Here is a 350-nt window from a genome sequence, read left to right on the forward strand (position 1 = left end):
GTGTCGCCGTCCTTGAAGACGTCATCACCTTGAGCCTTGGCCTTGTACTCGGCTTCGGTCTGGCCGGCAGGGATGACCACCTTGTCGCCATTCGACAAGGTGACGGTCAGGTCATGGTCCAGTTTCTGGCTGACCTTGACGGTGAAGGCAGGCTGCTGGTCCTCGGTGACATCACCTTTGCCGACGACACCTTGTCGCCATTCGACAAGGTGACGGTCAGGTCATGGTCCAGTTTCTGGCTGACCTTGACGGTGAAGGCAGGCTGCTGGTCCTCGGTGACATCACCTTTGCCGACGATGGTGACGGTGACCTTGTCGCCTTGGTTGTCGGTGCCAGGAGTACCAGTACCC

2 protein-coding genes are annotated in these 350 nt (G+C 59.1%); both read right to left on the reverse strand.

Going from position 1 to position 350, the window contains the following annotated elements; genetic code table 11:
• A partial coding sequence (locus ABZO33_RS26890) for a hypothetical protein (protein ID WP_414538510.1) occupies positions 1 to 80 on the reverse strand: 80 nt, incomplete at its 3' end.
• 26 nt (positions 81 to 106) lie between these two features.
• On the reverse strand, positions 107 to 350 hold a 244-nt coding region (locus ABZO33_RS26895; RefSeq protein ID WP_414538509.1), incomplete at its 5' end, for an immunoglobulin-like domain-containing protein.

Source organism: Pseudomonas sp. CAM1A (assembly GCF_047501685.1).
Classification (GTDB): domain Bacteria; phylum Pseudomonadota; class Gammaproteobacteria; order Pseudomonadales; family Pseudomonadaceae; genus Aquipseudomonas.